15 protein-coding genes are annotated in these 18,312 nt (G+C 74.1%); 11 read left to right on the forward strand and 4 right to left on the reverse strand.

Annotation, left to right across the window (positions count from 1 at the left end; genetic code table 11):
- The first annotated feature begins 31 nt into the window (after nucleotides 1–31).
- From IEY71_RS12985 to IEY71_RS12995, 3 genes are read left to right on the forward strand one after another with little or no spacing between them, the layout of a single operon-like run.
- Nucleotides 32–1,327, forward strand: a complete 1,296-nt coding sequence (locus IEY71_RS12985; protein ID WP_229781728.1) for an MFS transporter — start codon at nucleotides 32–34, stop codon at nucleotides 1,325–1,327.
- The gene (locus tag IEY71_RS12990; protein WP_189085735.1) at nucleotides 1,324–4,179 is read left to right on the forward strand and encodes an alpha-L-rhamnosidase; all 2,856 of its coding nucleotides are present in this window, start codon (nucleotides 1,324–1,326) and stop codon (nucleotides 4,177–4,179) included. Before IEY71_RS12985 ends, IEY71_RS12990 begins: the two co-directional genes overlap by 4 nt.
- Nucleotides 4,180–4,202: 23 nt before the next feature.
- Complete coding sequence (locus IEY71_RS12995) at nucleotides 4,203–4,541, forward strand: helix-turn-helix domain-containing protein (protein ID WP_229781756.1); 339 nt, start codon at nucleotides 4,203–4,205, stop codon at nucleotides 4,539–4,541.
- On the opposite strand, the gene IEY71_RS13000 is transcribed toward IEY71_RS12995, so the two are convergent.
- Nucleotides 4,453–5,898 (reverse strand): carboxylesterase/lipase family protein, encoded by a 1,446-nt coding sequence (locus IEY71_RS13000; protein ID WP_189085736.1) that lies wholly within the window; start codon nucleotides 5,896–5,898, stop codon nucleotides 4,453–4,455. The genes IEY71_RS12995 and IEY71_RS13000 overlap by 89 nt on opposite strands.
- A 63-nt stretch (nucleotides 5,899–5,961) precedes the next feature.
- Nucleotides 5,962–6,594: a class I SAM-dependent methyltransferase gene (locus IEY71_RS13005; protein WP_189085737.1), complete on the reverse strand. Its 633-nt coding sequence runs from the start codon at nucleotides 6,592–6,594 to the stop codon at nucleotides 5,962–5,964.
- Nucleotides 6,595–6,773: 179 nt separating this feature from the next.
- On the opposite strand from IEY71_RS13005, the gene IEY71_RS13010 reads away from it, so the two are divergent.
- Both IEY71_RS13010 and IEY71_RS13015 read left to right on the forward strand, forming a co-directional pair.
- Entirely contained in the window at nucleotides 6,774–7,631 is an 858-nt protein-coding gene (locus tag IEY71_RS13010) for a polysaccharide deacetylase family protein (RefSeq protein ID WP_229781729.1), read from the forward strand.
- Nucleotides 7,632–7,708: 77 nt separating this feature from the next.
- Complete coding sequence (locus IEY71_RS13015) at nucleotides 7,709–8,389, forward strand: phosphatase PAP2 family protein (RefSeq protein WP_189085739.1); 681 nt, start codon at nucleotides 7,709–7,711, stop codon at nucleotides 8,387–8,389.
- On the opposite strand, the gene IEY71_RS13020 is transcribed toward IEY71_RS13015, so the two are convergent.
- Nucleotides 8,295–9,467 (reverse strand): PucR family transcriptional regulator, encoded by a 1,173-nt coding sequence (locus IEY71_RS13020; protein WP_189085740.1) that lies wholly within the window; start codon nucleotides 9,465–9,467, stop codon nucleotides 8,295–8,297. The two genes, IEY71_RS13015 and IEY71_RS13020, sit on opposite strands and share 95 nt — an antisense overlap.
- Nucleotides 9,468–9,641: 174 nt before the next feature.
- On the opposite strand from IEY71_RS13020, the gene IEY71_RS13025 reads away from it, so the two are divergent.
- From IEY71_RS13025 to IEY71_RS13040, 4 genes are all read left to right on the forward strand, one after another.
- A complete protein-coding gene (locus tag IEY71_RS13025) occupies nucleotides 9,642–10,955 on the forward strand; it encodes an MFS transporter (protein WP_189085741.1) in 1,314 nt (437 codons plus the stop codon).
- Nucleotides 10,956–11,047: 92 nt separating this feature from the next.
- Entirely contained in the window at nucleotides 11,048–12,379 is a 1,332-nt protein-coding gene (locus IEY71_RS13030; protein WP_189085742.1) for an ArgE/DapE family deacylase, read from the forward strand.
- A gap of 132 nt (nucleotides 12,380–12,511) precedes the next feature.
- A complete protein-coding gene (locus IEY71_RS13035) occupies nucleotides 12,512–14,047 on the forward strand; it encodes an FGGY family carbohydrate kinase (RefSeq protein ID WP_189085743.1) in 1,536 nt (511 codons plus the stop codon).
- 94 nt (nucleotides 14,048–14,141) lie between these two features.
- Nucleotides 14,142–15,149 carry an NAD(P)-dependent oxidoreductase gene (locus IEY71_RS13040; RefSeq protein ID WP_189085744.1) on the forward strand — a complete coding sequence of 336 codons (1,008 nt, stop codon included), beginning with the start codon at nucleotides 14,142–14,144 and terminating at the stop codon, nucleotides 15,147–15,149.
- Nucleotides 15,150–15,217: 68 nt separating this feature from the next.
- Here IEY71_RS13040 and IEY71_RS13045 read toward each other — a convergent pair whose 3' ends face one another.
- Nucleotides 15,218–16,132: a sugar-binding transcriptional regulator gene (locus IEY71_RS13045; RefSeq protein ID WP_189085982.1), complete on the reverse strand. Its 915-nt coding sequence runs from the start codon at nucleotides 16,130–16,132 to the stop codon at nucleotides 15,218–15,220.
- Between the two features lie 181 nt (nucleotides 16,133–16,313).
- On the opposite strand from IEY71_RS13045, the gene IEY71_RS13050 reads away from it, so the two are divergent.
- Together IEY71_RS13050 and IEY71_RS13055 are read left to right on the forward strand one after the other, a co-directional pair.
- Nucleotides 16,314–17,600, forward strand: a complete 1,287-nt coding sequence (locus IEY71_RS13050; RefSeq protein ID WP_189085745.1) for an MFS transporter — start codon at nucleotides 16,314–16,316, stop codon at nucleotides 17,598–17,600.
- On the forward strand, nucleotides 17,597–18,262 hold the full coding sequence (locus tag IEY71_RS13055; protein ID WP_189085746.1) for a class II aldolase/adducin family protein: 666 nt from the start codon (nucleotides 17,597–17,599) through the stop codon (nucleotides 18,260–18,262). The genes IEY71_RS13050 and IEY71_RS13055 overlap by 4 nt, the downstream gene beginning before the upstream one ends.
- Nucleotides 18,263–18,312: the final 50 nt, after the last annotated feature.

The following is an 18,312-nucleotide window of genomic DNA, read 5'->3' on the forward strand; positions in this document are numbered from 1 at the left end:
CCAGGTCCCCCTCGGCTTCGAAGGAGAAGCAATGCCCACCCGTCCGCTGCACTCCCGCCCCTGGTGGGTCGCCGTCGTCTCCGGTATGGCGTCCTACATCGACTCGGCCGCCATCACCGGCTTCAGCACCTCGCTCGTCATCCTCCAGCGCGACCTCGGCCTCGAGCAGTGGGAGGTCGGCGTCGCGGCCGGCGCGCTCACCCTCTCGATCGCGTTCGGCGCGCTCGTCGGCGGCCGCCTCGGCGACCGCTTCGGGCGCCGGCCGGTCTTCACCGCGACGATGGTGCTGATCATCGTCGCCGTCGCGGCGCTGCTCGTCGCACCCTCGTTCACGGCGGTCGTCCTCGGGGCCGTGCTTCTCGGCCTCGGCACCGGCGCCGATCTGCCGGTCTCGCTCTCGACGATCGCCGAGGCGGCCAGCGACCGCAACCGCGGCCGACTGCTCGGCTTCTCGAACCTGCTGTGGATCGTCGGCATCGTCGTGAACACCGTGCTGGCGAGCATCGTCGGGGACTGGGGGCGCGCCGGCGCCCAGGTGCTCTTCGCGCACATCGGGCTCGTCGCCGTGCTCGTGCTGCTCGGCCGGCTGACCATCCCGGAGTCGCCGAGCTGGCAGGCGGCCCGCGCGGAGCGTCGCGCCGGCGTCGCGACCATCCGCGCCGACCGCGCGCGGGTGCGCGACCTGCTGCGCCCGCCGTACCTCGTGCCGTTCCTCGCGCTGCTGGCCTTCTACGGGCTCACGAACCTCGTCGCCAACACGAGCGGCCAGTTCGGCACCTACATCGTGGTCACCTACGGCGGCGCGACGGTCGGCCAGGCCGCGCTGATCGCCCTGCCGATGGTGCCGATCGCCGTGCTCGGCTACCTCTGGTTCATGAAGATCGCCGACGGCCCGAATCGCTTCCGCTACTTCCAGATCGGTGCCGTGCTGATGATCGCCTCGAAGCTGCTGGTCGTGATCGTCGGGCTCGACCTCGTGAGCTACGCGGTGAGCGCGCTGCTCGCCGCGCTCGGCGGCGCGTTCGCCTTCGAGGGAATCATGAAGGTCTGGACGCAGGAGTCCTTCCCGACGCTGCTCCGCTCCACCGCGCAGGGCGCGATCATCGCGGTCGGCCGCTTCGCCGCGGCCGGACTCGCCGTGATCACGCCGCTCATCCTGGAGTCCGGCGTCACCCTCATGTACGCGCTGCTCACCCTCTTCAACGTGCTCGGCCTCGGCTGCGCGTGGCTCGTGTTCCGTCGGGGGCGAGCGGCCACGCGGGTGATCGACGAGGAGGGCGCCGTGGACCCAGAGGTCGCGGCGGCGTCGTCGGAGGCGACCCGGTGAGCGGGCGGGCCGGAGCCCGGGTCGTCCGCATCGACCTCGAATCGCCCCGCCCGGGCGATCCCGTTCCCGTCGCGGAACCTCGTCTCGGCTGGCGGGTCGAGGCCGACGATCCGGCGTGGCGGCAGGGGTTCGCCGAACTCAGCTGGGAGCTCGGCAGCGCGACGACGACAGCCATGGCCAGGGTCGAGGGCGAGGGGCGGCTCGGCGTCGCGTGGCCCTTCGCGCCGCTCGCGCCCCGGGATCGCGGCCGGCTGCGCGTGCGGGTCGCGGGCGAGGACGGGGCGACGGGCGACTGGAGCGAGCCGGTCGCGGTCGTGGCCGGATTCCTCGGCGCGGGGGAGTGGATCGCCGCGTGGATCGGGCACCCGGCTCCCGAGCGGCACGCCCAGCCCGTCGTGCTCCGCCACGAGTTCGACTGCGGCGCCGTCGTGAGAGCGACGCTGTACGCGAGCGCCGTCGGCGTCGCCCAGCTCGCGGTGAACGGCGTCGACGTCGACGATCAGGTGCTGAAGCCGGGGTGGACCCCGTTCGCGACGCGCACGGTGCACGACACCACCGACGTCACCTCGCTCGTGCGGCCGGGCGCGAACTGCCTGAGCATCCGGCTCGCCGGCGCCTGGGCGACCGAGCACTTCGGCTTCCGGCAGAACGCGCAGCCCCGCTACGGCGGCCAGCCCAGGGCGGCCGCCCAGCTCCTGCTGGAGTTCGCCGACGGCACGAGCCGGTGGATCGCGACGAGCGGTGAGTGGCGGGCCGCGACCGGCCCGCTCCTCGACAGCGGTCTGTACGCGGGTGAGCGCTTCGACGCCCGCAAGGCGCTCGTCGACGCCGCCGGTCGCGACTGCGCCGACCCGGGCTACGACGACACCGGATGGCCCGGAGCGCGCGTGCTGCCCGCCGAGGCGGTGCCCGGTGCCCGGATCTCGCCGCCCGTGCGGCGGATCGAGCAGCTCGCCCCGGTCGCCCAGCTCCCGGGCGAGGACGGGGCGACCATCCTCGACTTCGGGCAGAACCTCGTGGGGCGCCTGCGCATCCGGGTGTCCGGGCCCGAGGGCACCACCGTGACCCTGCGGCACGCCGAGGTGCTCGAAGACGGGCGGCTCGGCACCCGACCGTTGCGCCGGGCGAGTGCGACGGATCGCTACACCCTCGCCGGCAGCGGCGAGGAGGAGTGGGAGCCCGAGTTCACGTTCCACGGCTTCCGCTATGCCGAGGTCTCGGGGTGGCCGGGCGAGCTCCGGCCCGGTGACGTCGTCGCGGTCGTGGTGCACAGCGAGCTCGAGCGCACCGGGTGGTTCGAGACCTCGCACCCCCTCCTGCAGCGGCTGCACGACAACGTGGTGTGGAGCCTGCGCGGAAACTTCCTGTCCGTGCCGACCGATTGCCCGCAGCGCGACGAGCGTCTCGGCTGGACCGGGGACATCCAGGTCTTCGCGCCGACCGCCGGCTTCCTCTACGACGTGCGCGGCTTCCTCGACTCCTGGCTCCGCGATCTCGCGCTCGAGCAGGACGACGATGGGCTCGTGCCGTTCGTCGTGCCGAACGTCATCGGCTTGGCCCGCCCGGCTGCGGCGTGGGGCGACGCCGCGGTCGTGGTGCCCGACGAACTGCAGCGCCGCTTCGGCGACCTCGCCACGCTGGAGCGCCAGTACCCGAGCGCCCGGGCCTGGGTCGAGCTCTGCCTTCGGCTCGCCGGCCCAGCTCGGGTCTGGGAGGGCGACTTCCAGTTCGGAGACTGGCTCGACCCGACGGCACCGCCCGAGCGCCCCGGGCAGGCCATGACGGCGACCGGGCTCGTGGCCACGGCCTGCCTGGCCCGCTCGGTCCGACTGCTCGCCCGGGCGGCGCGGCTGCTCGGTCGGGACGGGGATGCGGACGACTACGACGGCATCGCCGAGGAGGTCCGCGGGGCCTTCGTTCGTGAGTACGTCACCCCGGCCGGCCGCATGCTCTCGGACACTCCGACCGCATACGCCCTCGGACTCGCCTTCGACCTCGTCCCCGGCGCGCTCCGGGCGGCGGCCGGCTCCCGCCTCGCCGAGCTCGTCCGTGAGAACGGCTACCGCATCGCGACCGGGTTCGTCGGCACGCCCCTCGTCCTCGACGCACTGACCGCCACCGGCCACGAGGCGGCCGCGGCGCGGCTGCTGCTGCAGACTGCATGCCCCTCGTGGCTCTACCCGGTGACGATGGGCGCGACGACGATCTGGGAGCGTTGGGACTCGATGCTGCCCGACGGCACGATCAACCCCGGCGACATGACGAGCTTCAACCACTATGCGCTCGGCGCCGTCGCCGATTGGATGCATCGCGAGCTCGCCGGGCTCACGATCCTCGAGCCCGGTCATCAGCGGGTGCGGCTCGCCCCGCACCCGTTGCCCGGGATCGACGATGCCGCGGTCGCGTTCGAGAGCCCCTTCGGTCGCATCGAGCTCGGCTGGCGCCGCGACGGCGGGCTCGTCGTCGTCACCGCCACGATCCCGCTCGGGGTCGAGGCCGAACTCGCGCTGCCCGGCGCACCGGCGGGCGCCCCGCGGGTGGTCGGCGCCGGGCGGCACCGTTGGACCTGCTCGGCCCCCGACCCGGTACGGCCCGGCACCGTCGGCCTCGACTCGTCGCTCGCACAGCTCGCCGACGATCCCGAGGCGCTCGACCTCGTGGAGCAGCTGCTCGAGGCGCACCGCCCCGGCGTGGTCGAGGCGATGCGCGCGGCCACACGGTGGACGCGTGGGCAGACGCTCGCCGAGCTCGTCTTCCAGTACGCGAGCCCGGCGGTGCAGCGTGAGATCGGGCATCGGCTCGATGCGCTCTCCGTTGCGCGCGAGCGAGCGGTGCGCGAGCGGGCGGCGTGAGCGGGCCGCAGGTGCGCATCGCCGTGCTCGGCGAACGCGAACCGCTCTGGCGGGCAGCGCTCGGCGCCGAGCTGCGTCGCCGCCGCGCGGGTCGCGGCGAGAGCCTGGCCGAGGCGGCAGCCCGCGCCGGGGTCAGCAGTCAGTACCTCTCCGAACTCGAGCGCGGGCGCAAGGAGGCATCGAGCGAGGTGCTCGCCGCCCTTGCGCGCGGCTACGGGGTCCGGCTCGCCGGGCTGCTCGCCGCGATCGCCGCTCAACTCGACGAGGCCGCCACTATCCCAGCGCGTCGACCACCTCGGCCCGGCGCTGCGGCACCGTCTGCGAGCGCTCGTCCCAGACGCGAGTCATCCGCCCGTCGGTGAACGCCGGCCAGCCGGGGTCGCCCGTCGCGATGAAGGCGACCCAGGCGGCGTGCATCTCGCGGGCGAGGGCGGCCGGGGCATCCGTCCCGCTCAGGCGCAGCGCGTCCTCGTCGTCGAGCCGATCGAACGCGAAGGCGATCTCGATCGCGTGCGCCGCGCGCAGCTCGCGGACCGGGCTCGGCCAGGCGAACTCGTAGACGAAGGTCGGCGCGATCCTGGACTGTGCGAGGCGGGTGGCGGGGGCGCGAAGCATCCGGTCGGTGACGAGTTGGCCGAGCACCTCGCCCGGCGAGGCGTCGGGGTACGCGCGGCGCACTGCCCGCGCCGCGCGCTCGGGGATGCGCATGACCCGCCGGGCGAGCCAGGCCTTCATCCGGCCGATCTCGCCGAGGGCCTCCGGGCTCAGCCACAGCCGGTACTCGTCGGTGTTCGTGCCGATGAGGATCGGCAGCTCGGCGTCGGCGAGCGCGTCGACGGGCGAGGCGGGCAGGGTGTGCGGGTCGATCGCGAGCGCGAAGCCCGGCGCGCCGTTCAGGGGAGAGGAGCCGGCCGCGATCTCCGAGCGGGCCCGCAGCAGCTCTGCGGGCGGCACCGCGGAGAACGCCTCACGGGTCGCGGGGATGCCGAGTCGCTCCGCGATCGCGTCGGAGGCGCGTCGCGCCCGCTCAGGCGCGACCGCCTCGAGCGGTCCCGACTGGATGATCGCGCCGGCCACGAGGGCGCGGGATGCCGGGCGCGCGAGCAGGGCGGCGACGAGCGCGCCGCCCGCCGATTCGCCCATGATCGTGATGCGGGCCGGGTCGCCGCCGAACGCCGCGACCTCGCGGTGCACCCACTCGAGCGCGAGGGCCGCGTCGAGCAGCCCGAGGTTCCGGGGTGCGCCGTCGAGCACGCTGAAGCCCTCGGCGCCGAGGCGGTAGTTCGCCGAGACGAAGACGACCCCGTCACGGGCGAAGCTCGTGCCGTCGTACCCGGGCTGAGCCGCGGCGCCGCGCTCGAGGGCCCCGCCGTGCAGCCAGAGCACGACCGGCGCCGGGGTCGCGGCGGCGACGGCCGCGGTCCAGACGTTGACGGTGAGCACCTCGTCGCCCTCGATCACCGGGCAGCTGAGCAGCTCGCCGAGGGCGCTCCGGTAGGGCGACTGCGGCGCGGTCGGGCCGAACCGCTCGGCCTCGCGCACGCCCGCCCAGGGCGCGACCGGCTCGGGGGCCGCGAAGCGGCGGGCGCCGACGGGCGGCTCCGCGTAGGGGATGCCGAGGAAGCGGCGGATGCCGGCCTCCTCGCGGCCGCGGACGGCCCCGCTCGAGAGCGAGGCGACGGCGGGGGCGGCGGACCGGGGCTTCTCCGACTCGATCATCCGTCCAGCGTAGGGGGCCGCTCCGCGGTCGATGCTGCTCCGCTGCTGCGGGCAGGCGCCGGCTCAGACGACGGTGCCCGGGGACCGCACCGCGCGGACCACGACGTCGTGCAGCTCGATCTCGCGCCCGCCGGGCGCCACCGCGCGGCGGGGGCGCTCGAACGCGGACGCAACGGTCCACTCGTCGGCGGCGAGCCGAGCGACGACGGCCTCGGCGCTCGCGCTGGCCTGCTCGGGATGACCGTGATCGTGCTGATGCCCGACGATCAGGAGCGTGCCGCCGGGCGCGACCCACTCCGCGATGCGCGCGTAGAAGTCGAGCTGCGGCATCGCGGGGTGCGCGTAGAACGTCGTCACGAGATCGAACGGCTCGGCGGGCGCCCAGCTGCCGAGGTCGGCCTGACGCCACTCCACGGCGTCGGCGCCGGGGCGGCGGCGAGCTCGCGCGAGCGCCTCGGCCGAGACATCCGCCGCCGTGACCCGCCAGCCGAGCTCGGCGAGCGCGATGGCCTCGCCGCCCTCGCCGCAGCCGGCCTCGAGTGCGGTGCCCGGCGCGAGCCCGGCGAGCTCGGCGAGGTGCGGGTTCGGCGGTGCCGCCCCGTCCGGCGCGGCCTCGACCCAGTGCGCCTCCCAGTAGGCCCCGTCGAAGGCGTGCGCCTCGTCGTGCGGGTGGGCGTCGTCGTGCGCGTGGCTCATCCGGGCAGCCTACTCAGCGGCCGCTGCGCCGCCGAAACGGGCCGATCCGACCGGCATCCGTGGTCCGGCGCGCACCCCCAGAACGCGGGGGGATGCCGCGCCAGGGCCCGGCGGCACGGCATCGCCGTGCGAGGATCGCCGCGAGCAGGGCGTCGGCCGTTCACCCGGGGGGAGTGGGCATGCGCGTGGCAGCGGAGTCGGGCGGGGCGTCCCGCCGCGCCGTCCTCGGCTTCGGCGCCGCCGCGCTCGTGAGCGGCGCGCTCGCCGCGTGCGCGAAGGAGCGCCCCGCGCCGCCCGCCGCCGCCCCCAGCACTCCGAGCGGCCCGCCGCCGCGTCCTGCGCCGAGCGCGGTCCCGGGCGCCGTGCACGTCGACACGCGCCAGGCGGCGCCGATGCTCGAACGGATCGACGCGCCGTCCGAGCCGATCACCGGCCTGCCCGGCGAGGGGACGCTCCTCGCCTGGACCGCCGACGACGGCACCGACTCCGCCGTGGTCGCGGCGTACGCCGCCTTCGCGGCCGCGACGGGCGTGCGGCTCACCCTCTTCGTCACGGGCTGCTACGACTCGTGGGCGCGCAACGCCGACGCGCTCCGCCCGCTCGTCGACGCCGGGCAGGTGCAGCTCGCGAACCACACGTGGAGCCACCCCGACCTCACTTCGCTCGACGAGGTGGGCATCGTCGACGAGCTGACGCGCACGCACGACTTCCTCGGCGAGACCTTCGGGGTCGATGCGCGCCCGTTCTACCGGCCGCCGTTCGGCTACTACGACGAGCGGGTGATCGCCGCGGCCGCCTCGATCGGGTACACGACGCCGACGCTCTGGTACGGCTCGCTCGCCGACTCCGGGCTGGTCTCCGAGCAGCAGATCGTCGACCTCGCGGGGCAGTGGTTCCTGCCGCAGCACCTCGTGATCGGGCATCTGAACTTCGCCCCCGTGACCAACGTCTTCCCGCAGCTGCACCGAATCGTCGTCGAGCGCGGGCTCACCACGGTCACCTTGAACGACGTGTTCCGCAGCGAGTACCACCCGTGAGGTCGGTCGAGCGGATGACGCGGGGGCCGACTCGAGGCGGATGACGCCGCCCGCCCGTGCACGTACGGTCGAGGTCCATGTCGTTCCGCCATCCGCTCCTCCTGCCCGCCGCCCTGCTGCTCGCGCTCGCCGCGGCGTTCCTGCTCATGCCCGTCGTGCCGGGCAGCCTGCCGGGGCGGCTGCACGAGGCGGTCGCCCAGGCGGCGGCGCTGCCGGGAATCGGCGCCCTGACGCTCGTCGCGCTCGGGCTGCTGGGCGGGCTGTGGCTGCTCGTCGCGATCCGAGTGCTGCGCGGGCGGGACCGCCGTCGGCTGTGGCGGTTCGCGCTCGCGAGCGCCGCCGTGCCGCTCGCCTACGGCGCGAGCGAGGGGATCAAGCTGCTCGTCGCGCAGGGCCGGCCGTGCTGGTCGAGCGGGATCGCGGCGGACTGCCCGCCGGCGGGGGACTGGTCGTTCCCCTCGAACCACGCGACGGTCGCCTTCGCGCTGGCCACCGTGATCGCGCTGGCCGCCGGGCGCGGGGTCGCGATCTGGCTCGCGCTCGCGCTCGCGGTCGTCGCGGCGTCGGCCCGGGTGCTCGAGGGGGTGCACTACGCGCACGACGTCGCCGCGGGCGCGCTGCTCGGCGTGCTCATCGTCTCGACGGCCTGGTGGCTGCTGGCCCCTACTCGCGGGGGCCGGCCGGGTGCGAGGCCCGCTCGGCGAGCACGAGGCGGATCGTCGCCGCATTCCACGGCTGCGCCGGGTCGAGCCCGGTGAGCTCCGCGAAGCGGGCGAGGCGCTTCAGCACGGTGTTGCGGTGCACGAACAGCCGCTCGGCGGTGCCGCCGAGGGAACCGGTGCGGAGGTACAGCTCGACGGTCTCGAGCAGGCGCTCGCGGGACTCGCCGCTCACCGGGGCGAGCCGCTGACGGACGGTGCCGAGCACGCTCTGCGACAGCTCGGGCAGGCGCCGGACGACGAGCTCCGGCCAGTCCTCGATGAGGGTGCGCGGGCCCGAGGCATCCGGCGGCGCGGCCATCAGCAGTTCGTGCGCGATACGCCAGGCGGCCGGCACGGCGTCGAGCCGCGGCGCGGCGGTGCCGACCCCGACGGGGAACCCCGCGCGCTCGGCCCAGTCGAACGCGCCTCGTCCGCCGGGCTCGAGCACGAGCAGCGAGTCGTTGCGCGCGTGCACCTGGGTGGTCGGTCCGGCCAGGCGGCGCAGCTCGGCCTCCGCGGCGAGCGGGGCGGCGCCGACGAGCAGCGGCCCCTCGGCCTCGAGCCCGAGCTCCGCCGCGAGCCGGGCGGTGAGCGCGGGGTTGCGGCGGCCCGCGTCGAGGAAGCGCGTGAGCAGCACGGCCCGCTCGGTCTCGCGGTCGCGCCGCATCCGCGAGACCTCGTGCAGGTAGCCCGCGTGCACGCGCACCGTGTGGAACTCGATGGCCTCCCAGAGCTGCACGGCCGAGCGGTCGAGCGCCGCCCGCTGGGCGTCGTCGGCCCGCTCGTGCAGCGTCGTCCAGAGCAGTCGGAAGACCATGCGCACCGCCTGCAGCAGCACCTCGAGCGGAACGCCCTGCGCCGCCCGGCGGCGGCCGAGGGCCTCCGAGACGATCTCGTGCCTGGCTGAGAGCGGGAGCCCGCTCGACTTGCGGAGGATCAGCTCGAGCGCGTCGCGCGTCGTGTCGGCGAGATCGGCGGAGGGGATGTCGACCTGCCCGTAGCCCGGGATGGTGCGCAGCTGGCCGAGGTAGCCCTCGATGAGCTCGTCCATGTCGTCGAGGGTCGCCAGCATGAGCGAGCGGAGCGCGGCATCGGGAGCGGTCTCGGGCGGGCCATCCGCAGCGATGGTGTGCATGTGCACACCATACGCCGTCGAACGCGGAGTGATCGACCCTCGTGGCGACGAGTCATCCGGTCCGATACTGAGGGGGACGTCCCCGCACGACCCGCCGAGGCATCCGCCCGAGGATCGAATGGACCATCCTCCGGTTCGGCGGCGTTCGCACACTCTCCCGGAAGGATTCCCCCGATGACCGCCACCTCCTCCGAGCCCGGCGCCGCGGCCGAGGCCGACGAGTTCGAGCTCGACCCGCGCGACGCCGCGCGGGTCACCCGCGCCGCCTTCGTCGGCACCGCCCTCGAGTGGTACGACTACTTCCTGTTCGGCACCGCCGCCGCACTCGTCTTCAACCGCCTGTTCTTCACCGAGCTCGACGCGACCGCGGCGACGCTCGCGGCCTTCGCCACCTTCGGCGTCGGCTTCCTCGCCCGGCCGATCGGCGCCGCCCTGTTCGGCTACCTCGGCGACCGCTACGGCCGCCGCCCGGCGCTGCTCACCACGATCGTCGCGATCGGCGTCGCCACCGGCCTCATCGGCGTGCTCCCGACGTTCGACGCCGTCGGCATCGCCGCGCCGATCGCGCTGGCGGTGCTGCGGCTCGTGCAGGGCCTCGCGGTCGGCGGCGAGTGGGGCGGGGCGATGACGATCGCGGTCGAGCACGCCCCCAAGCGCACCCGCGCCTGGTACGCGGCGCTCGTGCAGATCGGCTCGCCCGTGGGCACGCTGCTCTCCTCCGGCGCCTTCGCGCTCGTGCTGCTGCTGCCGAGCGAGGAGTTCGACGCGTGGGGATGGCGGCTGCCGTTCCTCGCCGCCTTCCCGCTGCTGCTCATCGCGCTCTACCTGCGGATGCGGCTCGAGGAGTCGCCCGTCTTCGCCGAGCTCGTCGCCCAGGAGGACCGGGCGAAGGTGCCCACCGTGGAGGTGTTCCGGCGCACCGGCGGCCGCCTGCTGGTCGCGGTGATGTGCGCGTTCCTCGCCGTCGGGGGCTTCTACATGATCACGACGTTCGCGATCAGCTACGGCACGGGCATCGGCCTCGACCGGGGCCTCATGGTGAACGCGACCCTCATCGCCTCCGTCGCGCAGATCTTCGTCACCGTGATCGCCGGCAAGCTCGCCGTGCGCTGGGGCTCCGCCTTCATGGTGCTGCTCGGCGGCGCGACGACCGCGCTCGCGGCGTTCCCGATCTTCTGGCTCATCGACCAGCGGTCGCCCGCGGCCGTCGTCGTCGCGATCGTGCTCGGCATCGTGCTGATGACCGTCGGCTACGCGGGCACCGGCTCGGCGCTCGCCGATCTGTTCCCCGCCGCCCTGCGCTACTCGGGCGTCTCGCTCGGCTACAACATCGCCGGCGCCTTGTCGGGCTTCATGCCGTTCCTCTCGCTCGCGGCGCTCGAGGCCGCGGGCAACCAGTCCTGGGCGCCCGCGCTCGTGCTCGTCGGGATCGCGGCGATCACCGCGCTCGGCGGCGCCATCGCCGGGCGGCTGCGCCCGCTCGACTGAGCCGGGCCCGGCTCCGGGCCGGGCCAGACCCCGATCCCCACGCACCCGCTCCTGCGGCCGGCCGGCCGCGACCACACGAAGGACCCACCACCATGCCCAGTGCAGACCCCACCAGCTCGACCCTCGCCGACGCCGGCGCGGCCGCTCTCGACGAGACGGCCCGCCGGGCCATCCTCGACGCCGTCGACGCGGCCTTCGACCGGCAGCTCGCCTTCACCCAGGAGCTGATCCGCGAACCGTCCCTGCGCGGCCGGGAGGCCGGCGCCCAGGACCTCATGGAGCGCGCGATGGCCGAGCGCGGCCTCGAGCTCGACCGCTGGCAGCTCGACCCCGAGGAGATCGGCACGCACGTCGGCGCCGGTGCCGTCGCGATCTCGTACGAGGGCATGACGAACGTCGTCGGCAGCTACGAGCCCGCCGAGACGCTCGGTCGTTCGCTCATCCTGAACGGCCACGTCGACGTCGTGCCCGACGGGCCGCACGAGCAGTGGGCGCGGAACCCCTGGGACGCGCACATCGAAGACGGCTGGCTCTACGGCCGCGGCTCGGGCGACATGAAGGCCGGCCTGGGGGCGATGCTCTTCGCCTTCGACGCGGTGCGCGCGGCGGGCTTCGACCCGGCTGCGCGCATCCACTTCCAATCGGTCGTCGAGGAGGAGAGCACGGGCAACGGCACGCTCGCCGCCATCCAGCGCGGGTACACGGCGGATGCCGTGCTCATCCCCGAGCCCGAGGAGGACATGCTGGTCCGGGCGAACGTCGGGGTGATCTGGGCGAAGGTGCGCGTCGGCGGGACGCCGACTCATGTGCGCGAGATGACGAGCGGCTTCAACGCCATCGACGCCGCGATCGCGGTCGTCGCGCAGCTGCGGGTGCTCGAGGCCGAGTGGAACGCCGAGCGCTCCCGGCACCCGCACTTCGAGCACCTCGACCACCCGATCAACTTCAATATCGGGCAGATCTCCGGCGGGGACTGGCCCTCGAGCGTGCCGGCGTGGTGCGAGTTCGAGCTGCGCGCGGCGCTGTACCCGGGGATGACGGCCGACGAGGCGTGGGCGCGCATCCTCGAACAGCTCGCGATCGCGGAGGCCGCGCTCGGCACGGCCGACGCGACGGTGACCGCCGAGAAGACGGGCTTCTACGCCGAGGGCTACGTGCTCGAGGAGGGCTCGGACGCCGAGCGGCTGCTGGGGGAGACGCACGAGGCCGCGTTCGGCTCGCCGCTCGATTCCTTCACGACGCCCGGCTACATCGACTCGCGCCTGTTCGTGCTCTACGAGGGGCTGCCGACGCTCGTGTACGGGCCGAAGACCGAGCAGATCCACGGCTACGACGAGCGCACGAGCATCGACTCGCTGCGCCGGGTGACGAAGAGCATCGCGCTGTTCATCGCCGGCTGGTGCGGGGTGACCCCGCGCGGCTGAGCCCCACCCCACTTCACAGGGTTGCCCGGCGTTCGTGAACATCGGGCAACCCTGCGTGTTGGACCGATCGGGCCGCACGGGGTACGCTGTGAACAATCGATCAACTACGCGTACTAATGTTCGGATGGGCTCATGCAGAGACGCACCCCGATTGTCCTCGGAATCGACGCCGGCACCACCTCGGTGAAGACGGTCGCCTTCCGGCTCGACGGCGCCATCGCCGGCGTCGCCAGATCGAGCGTGCGCATCGAGCGCGACGCCCGCGGCGGCGCGGAGGCCGACTTGGACCGGATCTGGGATGCCGCGGCCGCCACGATCACCGCGGTGCTCGAGGAGGTGCGCGCCGACGACGACCCCGAGATCCTCGCCGTCGGCCTCACCGGGCAGGGCGACGGCGCCTGGTTCGTCGACCGCGAGGGGCGCCCGGTGCGGCCCGCCGCGCTCTGGCTCGACGGCCGCGCCACGGACCGGCTCGAGACTTGGCGGGCCGACGGCCGCGCCGCGGCCGTGCAGCGCGCGACCGGGTCGCCGCTGTTCGCCGGCGCGCTGCCGCTGCTCGCGGAGGAGCTCTTCGAGGCCGAGCCCGAGACCCGCGAGCGCTTCGCCCACCAGCTGAACTGCAAGGACTGGCTGCGCTACCGGCTCACCGGCGAGATCGCGACCGATCCGAGCGAGGCGTCCCGCACCTACCTCGACACCGCGAGCGGCGCCTACTCCGCCGAGCTCGTCGACGCGCTCGGGCACGAGCACATCCTGGCGGGCCTGCCGGAGGTGCGCGATCCGCAGTCGCTCGCCGGTCGGGTGACCGCCGCCGCGGCCGCCCAGCTCGGGCTGCCCGAGGGCACGCCCGTCGCCGTCGGCCTCGTCGACACCGCGGCCGCCGGCGTCGGGCTCGGCGCCATCGGCGACGGCCAGGGCTACGCCATCCTCGGCACCACCGGCTTCGTCGGGGTCAACCAGCCGAGCCGCGCGCACGTGCGCAGCGACGCCGGCATCGTGCTCTCGACGGGGCGCGGCGCGCAGGTGCTCGAGTCGATGGCGCCCATGACCGGCACGCCGAACCTCGACTGGGTACGCGGCACGCTCGGGCTCACCGAGGACCACTGGTCCGAGGTCGAGCGGCAGGCCGCCGCCGTGCCGGCCGGCTCCGGCGGGGTGCTCTACCTGCCCTACGGTTCGCCGAGCGGCGAGCGCGCCCCCTTCCTCGACTCGGCCGCCTCCGCCTCCTGGCACGGCATGAGCGTCACCACCACCCCGGCCGAGCTGCTGCGCTCCGGGTACGAGGGCATCGCCTTCTCGCTGCGCGAGAGCCTCGACGTGCTCGGGGTGGCCGGCGCGCTGCTCGTGTGCGGCGGCGGCTCCGAGTCGGACCTGCTCTGCGCGATCCTCGCCGACGTCACCGGTCGCGAGATCGTCCGGCAGGACGCGCCCGAGGTCGGCGCCCGCGGGGTCGCGAGCCTCGCGCTCGTCGCCTCCGGGCACGCGGAGGATCTCGCCTCGGCCGTCGCGGCCCTCGCGCCCGAGACGAGCGTGTTCGCACCGGATGCCGAGCGCTCCGCCGTCTACGCCGAGGCGTACGGCGACTTCCTCGCCATCCGCGACGCGATGCGCCCGCACTGGCCCGCGCTGCGGCGACTCCGTGCCGCCTCGACGCGGCTCGCCGGCTGAGGCATCCCGCCGCCCTGCCGGCCGCGCTCCCGGCGCGCAGCCACCCCGACCCACCGACCCACCGACGCACCGATCCACTCCGAGGAGGAGCCCCGTGACCCACCGACCCAAGATGCTCGTGACCGCCGCCTTCGACGAGGGCGTCGCGGCCGCGCTCGCCGACGCCTTCGACGTCGAGCTCGTCGAGGCGACGATGGACGGCGCCTCGCTCGCCGAGCGCGGGCTCGAGGCGCAGCTCGCCAGCGCGGAGGTGATCGTCGCCGAGCTCGACGTCGTCGACGAGGCGACGCTCGAGCTCGCCCCGGCCCTCAGGGCGGTCGTGTCCTGCCGCGCGAAGCCCGTGAACGTCGATCTCGACGCCTGCACCGCCCGCGGCATCCCCGTCATCACCACGCCCGGCCGCAACGCCGAGGTGACCGCCGACCTGAGCTTCGCGCTGCTGATGGCGACCGTGCGCCACGTGAGCGCCTCCGAGCGCTGGCTGCGCGAGGGCAACTGGACCGCCGACGACGTGTTCGAGCCGTACGAGCGCTTCCGCAGCATCGGCCTCGGCGGGCGCACGCTCGGCGTGCTCGGCGGGGGAGCGGTGGGGCGGCGGATGGTCCGGCGGGCCCGCGGCTTCGGCATGGACGTACTCGTCTACGACCCGTTCCTGCCCGCCGACGCCTTCGGCGAGGAGGCGCGCATCGCCCCGCTCGACGAGGTCATGTCGAGCGCCGACATCGTGACCGTGCACGTGCCGCTCATGCCCGAGACCGAGGGGCTGATCGGCGCCCGCGAGCTCGCGCTCATGAAGCCGAGCGCGTTCCTCGTCAACGCCGGTCGCGCCGCGATCATCGAGGAGGCCGCGCTCATGGAGGTGCTGCGCGAGCGGCGCATCGCGGGGGCCGGCTTCGACGTCTTCTACGAGGAGCCGCTGCCGCGCGACTCCGAGCTGTTCTCCTTCGAGCACGTCACGATGACCCCGCACATCGCGGGAGCCTCCGACGACGTGATCGCCGAGCACTCCCGGATCGCGGCGGCCGCGCTGCGGAGCTGGCTCGCCGGCGAGCAGGTGCCGGGCGTCGCGAACGCGCGCGCCCTCGCCGAGCGGGCCGCCTGAGGGCGGGTCCTGCCGGGCCGGGCGGGGCCGGCGGGGTCGGCCGGCTGGCCGGCTGGGCGCTGCGGCGCTCAGCCGGCGAGCAGCGCCCTCGCGGTGTCGGAGTCGGTGACGAGCAGGTTCACGAGTCCGCTCGAGAGCGCCGTGCGCAGCGCGGCGAGCTTCGTCTCGCCGCGCGCGATGCCGAGCCGGTTCGGGATGGCCCGCAGCTCGTCGAGCCCGAGCCCGACGACCCGGGCGTCGAGCGCGCCGTGCACCGCCTCGCCGTCCGCGTCGAAGAAGCGTCCGGCGAGGTCGCCCACCGCGCCGTCGGCGAGCAGGCGCTCGCGCTCGGCGTCGCCCAGCGAGGAGAGCAGCAGGCCCTGGCCGCGCGCCGTGCCGCCGATGCCGGCGACGAGCGTGTCCGCGCGGGCGGCGAGCTCGAGGACCTCGCGCACGCCCGGGTCGGCGAGCGAGGCCGCGGCGGCCTCGGGGGACGCGGCGAGCAGCGGCGCGGGCAGGTGGAACGCCCGGCCGTTCGTGCGCCGCGCGAAGGCGAGGGCGAGCTCGTGCGGATTTGCGCCGTTGACGAGGCCGCTGACGCTGCCGGCCACCGGCACGAAGCTCGCGGCGAGGGGCTGCTCGGGGAACTCCTCGGCGACGAGCGCGACGGCCGTCGAGAGGCCGAGGGCGACGATCGCGTCGGGCTCGAGCTTCGCGGCGAGCGCCTCCGCGCCCACGCTCGCGAAGGCGCGCGCCGCCTTCTGCTCGTCGGCGACGCTGGGGGAGATCCACACCTGGCGCAGCCCGAAGGCGGCGGCGAGGTCGCGCTCGTCGTCGGCGAAGAGCGACTCCTCGACGTGCACGATGATCTCGACGACGCCGGTCTCGCGGGCCTCCGCGAGGAGCCGCGTGACGCGGATGCGGGAGACGCCGAGCGTGTCGGCGATCTCCTGGTGCGTCAATCCGTGCTCGTAGTACATGCGTGCGACGCGACCCAAGAGCATGCCGTCATCCTCCCATGCCGGATCCCGGCGCGACGGTCGCGCCGGGCTCAGTCCCGGGCGGGCTTGACAGCGGCACGGCTTCGCCGGATGATGACTGAGTAGAAGTTCATTCTTGTGAACAAATGTACACGATCCCCCGAAGTCTCGCAGCCCGACTGCGCACTCAATGAGGAGTCCATCCATGACCGCCACCCCCACGGCCGGCACCGAGACCCGGTTCGGCCGACTGCTCCGCACGCAGGGCATCGCCCGCCCGCTCGCCTGGGGCTTCGTCGCCCTGACGATCTTCATGATCGGCGACGGCATCGAGGCCGGCTTCCTCTCGCCGTACCTCGACGAGCTCGGCTTCGAGGCCGGGCAGGTCGCGACGCTCTGGGCCGTCTATGGCATCGTCGTCGCGGTCGCCGCCTGGCTGAGCGGCGCGCTCGCCGAGGCCTGGGGGCCGAAGCGGGTGATGATGCTGGGCTTCGCGATCTGGGTGGTCTTCGAGCTCGTCTTCCTCGTGTTCGGCGTGATGGGCGGCAACTACGGCGTCATGCTGCTCGCCTTCGGCATCCGCGGCCTCGGCTACCCGATGTTCGCCTACGGCTTCCTCGTGTGGATCACCATCGGCACCGACGAGCAGGTCATGGGCCGTGCCGTCGGCTGGTACTGGTTCTTCTCGACGCTCGGCCTCGGCGTGCTGAGCTCCTACTTCGCCGGAGCGGTCATCCCGTTCATCGGCGAACTCGCGACCCTCTGGATGGCGCTCGCCTTCGTCGTCGTCGGCGGGCTCATGGTGCTCGTCCTGCTGCGGAACCCGGTGACGCAGAAGGTCACGCTCGCGAACAGCGTCAAGGGCGTCGTCTCGAGCATCACGATCGTCGCCTCGAACCCGAAGGTCGGCGTCGGCGGCGTCGTGCGCATCATCAACACCCTGTCGTTCTACGCCTTCGTGGTCTTCCTCACGACGTACATGGTGCGCGACGTCGGCTTCGGCCTCGCCGAGTGGCAGGCCATCTGGGGCACCATGCTCGCGGCGAACGTCGCGGCGAACCTCATCTCCGGCTACCTCGCCGACTGGATCGGTCGCGTCAACGTGGTGGCCTGGGCCGGCGGCATCGGCTGCTTTGTCACCGTGCTCGCGCTCTACTACGTGCCGACGGCGATCGGCCCGAACTTCGGCATCACCATCGCCATCGCGATCGTCTACGGCCTCGCGCTCGGCATGTTCGTGCCGCTGTCCGCGATCGTGCCGCTGCTCGCCCCGCAGCACAAGGCGGCGGCCGTCGCCATCCTGAACCTCGGCGCCGGGCTCAGTCAGTTCGTCGGCCCCGTGATCGCCGGCCTGGTCACGCCCATCGGCATCCAGGGCACCGTCTGGATCATCGCCTCGCTGTACCTCGTCGGCTTCGGCCTGACCTTCCTGCTGCGCTCGCCCAAGGACGGGCTCGGCACCTTCCCGACCCCCGAGAGGATCCCCGCATGACCGACGCCGACCTCGCACTGAGCAGCGCGGCCGCCGCGTTCGACGCCCGCACCCGGGAACTCGTCGCCGAACTCGTGGGCGTGGGCTCCGACATCGTCGCCCGCGGGCTCGCCCTCGCCTCCGGGGGCAACCTCTCGGCCCGCATCGACGAGGAGCGCTTCGTCGTGACCGGCGCGGGCACCTGGCTCGACCGGCTGACGCCCGAGGACTTCGCCGTCATGACGCTCGGCGGGGAGGTGCTCGCCGGGGCGAAGCCGTCCAGCGAGTGGAAGCTGCACCAGCGCAGCTACGCCGTGCGCCCCGATGTGCACGCCGTCGTCCACGTGCACCCGCAGCACGCGGTGCTGCTCGACGCGCTCGGTCGGGACATCCGGCTGATCACCCTCGATCACGCGTACTACGTCCGCTCGATCGGCCGCACGCCGTTCTACCCGAACGGCTCCGACGAGCTCGCCGACAGCGCCGCCGAGCAGGCGCGCGAGCACGACTGCATCGTGATGGGGCATCACGGGTGTTCGGCGCTCGGCGACTCGGTGGCGATGGCGTTCCGCCGGGCGCTGAACCTCGAGGAGGCGGCGACGACGACGTATCGCGCGCTGCTGCTGGGGGACACCTCGACCACGTTCCCGCCGGAGGACTTCGCCGCGCTGCACCACGCCTGAGCCGCGTTCCAGAACCAGGGTTGCCCGACGTTCATGAACGTCGGGCAACC

The organism is Agromyces mediolanus (genome assembly GCF_014648575.1).
Classification (GTDB): Bacteria; Actinomycetota; Actinomycetes; order Actinomycetales; family Microbacteriaceae; genus Agromyces; species Agromyces mediolanus.